Origin of the sequence: Streptomyces beijiangensis (assembly GCF_017315755.1) — a bacterium.
Lineage (GTDB): Bacteria > Actinomycetota > Actinomycetes > Streptomycetales > Streptomycetaceae > Streptomyces > Streptomyces beijiangensis.
Map to the genome: position 1 here is coordinate 1 of NZ_JAFLRJ010000651.1, position 5,208 is coordinate 5,208.

The following is a 5,208-nucleotide window of genomic DNA, read 5'->3' on the forward strand; positions in this document are numbered from 1 at the left end:
ATGGCGAGGCGGGGTATCCCGGGGATGTAACCGGCCTGGCCGAGATTCCGGGGGTCGGTGGCCCCGTGCAGGAAGGTGAGCTTCTCGTCGAGGGTGAGCCGGGCTAGCAGCGACTCCACGCGGCGGCCGGCGGCGGGCCCGGACGGGGTGGATGCCCCGGAAGCGGCGGCCGCCCCGGAAGCGGCGGCCGCCCCGGACGCGGCGGATGCGGAAGGCAGTCCGGTGGTGGCCGCTGCGGCCACCGCGATGGCGCCGCCCAGCAGACGCAGGGCAGACCGTCGGGACACGATGTCGGGCATGAGCCGTCACTCCTTCTGAATCTGGACGTCATGGTGTGCGTCACTTACACGTGCCAACGACATGCCTGTGTTCACCCCTTGAACGCGGATGGCGAGGAAGTGGCTGCGGCATACGGTGGAGCGCCAGTGATTTCGGCGGGAAAGCTATGACCGTTGCTGACGCGTGTCAATGAGTTGAACAAGAAACGAAGTTGGGCCTCTGGCCCGACGCGCTCCCGGGCACGGCCTGCGTCCCGGCCCGCCTCCCGGGCCGCCTCCCGGGCCGCGGTCTCCGAGGGGCACCGGCGGGTGACCCGCCGCGGACCCGCCGGACAACGGGAGCGGAAGGTTTCGCAGCGATAAGTGGGTGGTGGGTGGGCGGCACCCATATCGAACGCTTACGATCCTCTGCGTGTCCAAACTGACCGACGTGCCCAAACGGATCCTGATCGGCCGGGCCCTGCGCAGCGACAAGCTGGGAGAAACGCTCCTCCCCAAGCGCATCGCACTTCCCGTCTTCGCCTCCGACCCTCTGTCCTCGGTGGCGTACGCCCCGGGAGAAGTGCTGCTCGTACTCTCCATCGCGGGTGTGTCGGCCTATCACTTCAGCCCGTGGATCGCGGTCGCTGTCGTGGTGCTGATGTTCACCGTGGTGGCGTCCTACCGGCAGAACGTGCACGCCTACCCGAGCGGCGGCGGTGACTACGAGGTCGCCACCACCAACCTCGGCCCCAAGGCCGGGCTCACCGTGGCCAGCGCACTGCTGGTGGACTACGTCCTCACGGTGGCCGTGTCGATCGCCTCCGGCGTGGAGAACCTCGGCTCGGCGATCCCCTTCGTCGTCGAGCACAAGGTGTCCTGCGCGGTCGCCATCGTCGTGCTCCTCACCCTGCTGAACCTGCGCGGGATGAAGGAGTCGGGGAAGCTCTTCGCCATCCCGACCTACATCTTCGTCGCGGGCGTCTTCATCATGATCGCCTGGGGCGCCTACCGCGGGCTGATCGCGGGCGACGACATGAAGGCCCCGACGGCCGATCTCTCGATCCACGCGGAGAAGGGCGGCCTGGCCGGATTCGCCCTGGTCTTCCTGCTGCTGCGCGCCTTCTCCTCCGGCTGCGCGGCGCTCACCGGCGTCGAGGCGATCAGCAACGGCGTCCCCGCTTTCCGCAAGCCCAAGAGCAAGAACGCCGCGACCACGCTGGCGCTCATGGGCAGCCTCGCCGTCGTCATGTTCTGCGGCATCATCGCGCTGGCCATGACCACCGACGTGAAGATGGCCGAGAACCCGGCGACCGACCTGCTCAAGAACGGCACCGCGGTCGGCTCGGGCTTCGTACAGAACCCGGTGATCTCGCAGGTCGCGGAGGCCGTCTTCGGCAAGGGCTCGTTCCTCTTCGTGGTGCTCGCCGCAGCCACCGCGCTGGTCCTCTTCCTGGCCGCCAACACCGCGTACAACGGCTTCCCGCTGCTCGGCTCGATCCTCGCGCAGGACCGTTACCTCCCGCGCCAGCTGCACACCCGTGGCGACCGACTCGCCTTCTCCAACGGCATCGTGCTGCTGGCAGGCGCCGCCGTGCTGCTGATAGTGATCTACGGCGCCGACTCGACCCGGCTGATCCAGCTCTACATCGTCGGCGTCTTCGTCTCCTTCACGCTCAGCCAGACGGGCATGGTCCGCCACTGGAACCGCCACCTGCGGTCCGAGACCGACCCCAACAAGCGCCGCCACATGATCCGTTCGCGCGCGATCAACACCTTCGGCGCCTTCTTCACCGGCCTGGTCCTGGTCGTCGTCCTGGCCACCAAGTTCACGCACGGCGCCTGGGTCGCCCTGCTCGGCATGGTGATCTTCTACGGAACGATGTCCGCGATCCGCAAGCACTACGACCGGGTCTCCGAGGAGATCGCCGCCCCCGATGTCCCCTCCGACGACACGGTGCGCCCCTCCCGGGTGCACTCCATCGTCCTGGTCTCCAAGCTCCACAAGCCGACGCTGCGCGCCCTCGCGTACGCCAAGCTGATGCGCTCCGACCAGTTGGAGGCGCTCTCGATCAGCGTCGACGCGGCCGAGACCAAGGCGCTCCGTGAGGAGTGGGAGCGGCGGGGCATCAACGTCCCGCTGAAGATCCTCGACTCCCCGTACCGCGAGATCACCCGGCCGATCATCGAGTACGTGAAGGGCCTGCGGCGCGAGAGCCCGCGGGACGTGGTCTCCATCTACATCCCGGAGTACGTGGTCGGGCACTGGTACGAGCACCTCCTGCACAACCAGAGCGCCCTGCGGCTCAAGGGCCGGCTGCTCTTCCTTCCGGGCGTGATGGTGACGTCGGTGCCGTACCAGCTGGAGTCCTCCGAGGCCGCAAGGATGCGGGCCCGGCGGCGGGCCGAGTGGAACGCCCCGGGTTCGGTACGCCGCGGCCCGGTGAACCAGCGCCCCAAGGAGCCGACCAACAAGAGCTGACCCCAGCCCCCCCGTCTGGTTGGCGAGCGGCCGGAGAACACCCACGTAGACTGGTGGGTCGTTGTCCGGCCGCTTTTCTTTTTACCTCTGGAGTCACCCCACCATGCAGAACGCGAACGCAACTGAGTCTTCGCTGGTCGGGGAGGAGTACGAGGTCGAGGTCGGCCCCGTCGCACACGGCGGCCACTGCATCGCCCGCACCCAGGACGGCCGGGTCCTCTTCGTACGCCACGCGCTGCCCGGCGAGAAGATCGTCGCCCGCGTCACCGACGGCGCCGAGGACTCGCGCTTCCTGCGCGCCGACGCGGTGAAGATCATCGAGGCCTCCAAGGACCGTGTCGAGGCGCCCTGCGTCTACGCGGGCCCCGGCAAGTGCGGCGGCTGCGACTGGCAGCACGCCAAGCCGGGCGCCCAGCGCCGGCTCAAGGGCGAGGTCATCGCCGAGCAGCTGCTGCGCCTCGCCGGCCTGACCCCCGAGGAGGCGGGCTGGGACGGCACGGTCATGCCGGCCGAGGGCGACAAGCTTCCCGCGGGCGAGGTCCCGGCGTGGCGCACGCGCGTCCAGTACGCCATCGACTCCGAGGGCCGCGCCGGACTGCGCAAGCACCGCTCGCACGACATCGAGCCGATCGACCACTGCATGATCGCCGCGCCGGGCGTCACCGAGCTGGGCATCGAGAAGCGCACCTGGCCGCAGCTGGCCTCGATCGAGGCGATCTCCGCCACGGGCTCCGGCGACCGTCAGGTCGTCCTCACCCCGCTCCCCGGCGGCCGCCTGCCGATCGTCGAGCTCGACAAGCCGGTCTCGGTCCTGCGCGTGGAGGAGCACGACGGCGGGGTGCACCGTGTGCACGGCCGCCCCTTCGTGCGCGAGCGGGCCGACGAGCGTACGTACCGTGTGGGCATGGGCGGCTTCTGGCAGGTCCACCCGCAGGCCGCGTACACCCTGATCAAGGCGGTCATGCAGGGCCTGATGCCGCGCAAGGGCGAGATGGCACTCGACCTCTACTGCGGCGTCGGCCTCTTCGCGGGCGCCATCGCCGAGCGCCTCGGCGAGAAGGGCGCGGTGCTCGGCATCGAGACGTCCAAGCGCGCCTGCGAGGACGCCCGCCACAACCTCCAGGACATGCCGCGCGTCCGCATCGAGCAGGGCAAGGTCGAGCAGGTCCTGCCCCGCACCGGCATCAAGGAGACCGACCTGATCGTCCTGGATCCGCCGCGCGCGGGTGCGGGCAAGCAGACGGTCAAGCAGCTGGCGGCCCTCGGCGCACGCCGCATCGCGTACGTGGCCTGCGACCCGGCGGCGCTCGCCAGGGACCTGGCGTACTTCCGCGAGGGCGGCTACAAGGTGCGCGTCCTGCGGGCGTTCGACCTCTTCCCGATGACGCACCACGTGGAGTGCGTCGCGATCCTGGAGCCGATCGCAAAGGCGGTCTGACCTGCAGGTTCGGGTGGTGTGCGTAATGTGCACTGTGGGCGTTACGGGCGATATCTTGACGCTGAAATGACGCCCCGCGAGGCGTTTTGACGCTCATTTGACGCTCGTTCTGATGGGTCATCAGGCGCATCGCAGCGCTGGTCAGACGATCTCCTGGCTGCTCGGATGTGGCAAGGTGCCGGGAATTTTGTGGTGCTGAGCGGTACTGCTTGGTGGTGGTGGAGTTCCGCTTCAATGTGTAGCGGGTGACATAGCACCACGTCGTTGATCTGGCAAACATGCAGGTCAAATAGGGTCCGACTCTTCGGAGTCGGGCCCTTAGGTTTTTCCCGTGCTGGATAGGTGCTGGATAATCTGACCCCTCGTCACCTCTCGTCACCCCTCATCACCCGCACCGTGCTGGATTGGTGCTGGATGTCGGAGAGGGCCCCGGAGGGTCCTGCGGCGGGAGTTCTGGGGGCGCCGAGTTGGCGCGGTCGAGCGATCCATTCACAGACTTCCTTTACGGTCCCGATGGCGTTCGCGGAAACAAAACCGGACCCGCTTGGCGTTGGTGATCTCGGAGCCGAGGAGGGGAAGGTGTCGGGCCTGAGGCTGTTCAACACAGAAAACGGCATGACCGAGGTCACGCCGCATCTTGCTGCCGTCGAGGCGGATCTGCAGGGCGTCGTCGAGGCGCACATGGAGACGCTGCTGGGGGTCCGGTTCCTGGCGAGTGAGTACAGCACCGGACCGGTACACGGCGGTCGGATCGACTCCCTGGGGCTCGACGAGAACGGGTCGCCGGTCACCGTGGAGTACAAACGTTCGACTGATGCGGGAGTGATCCACCAGGGTTTGTTCTACCTCTCGTGGTTGATGGACCACCGCCGCGAGTTCGAGCACCTGGTCCGCGACCGGCTCGGGGCGACGGCTGCGGCCCAGGTGCTCTGGAGCGGACCGCGGCTGATCTGTATCGCCGGCGACTTCACGCGCTACGACGTGCACGCGGTCCGTGAGCACCGGCGCAGTGGGCTTGATCCGCTTTGACG

General features: G+C 68.2%; 2 protein-coding genes and 2 pseudogenes. 3 read left to right on the plus strand and 1 reads right to left on the minus strand.

Features of this window, described 5'->3' with window-relative positions:
- A pseudogene (locus J0695_RS37930) lies at positions 1-299 on the minus strand (hypothetical protein); the annotation flags it as partial.
- Positions 300-690: 391 nt separating this feature from the next.
- On the opposite strand from J0695_RS37930, the gene J0695_RS37935 reads away from it, so the two are divergent.
- The 3 genes and pseudogenes from J0695_RS37935 to J0695_RS37945 form a co-directional block, all read left to right on the plus strand.
- Positions 691-2,739, plus strand: a complete 2,049-nt coding sequence (locus tag J0695_RS37935) for an APC family permease (protein WP_206969378.1) — start codon at positions 691-693, stop codon at positions 2,737-2,739.
- Between the two features lie 103 nt (positions 2,740-2,842).
- Positions 2,843-4,177: a class I SAM-dependent RNA methyltransferase gene (locus J0695_RS37940; protein WP_206969380.1), complete on the plus strand. Its 1,335-nt coding sequence runs from the start codon at positions 2,843-2,845 to the stop codon at positions 4,175-4,177.
- 579 nt (positions 4,178-4,756) lie between these two features.
- Positions 4,757-5,188, plus strand: a pseudogene (locus J0695_RS37945) (DUF5655 domain-containing protein); the annotation flags it as partial.
- Between the last annotated feature and the right edge of the window lie 20 nt (positions 5,189-5,208).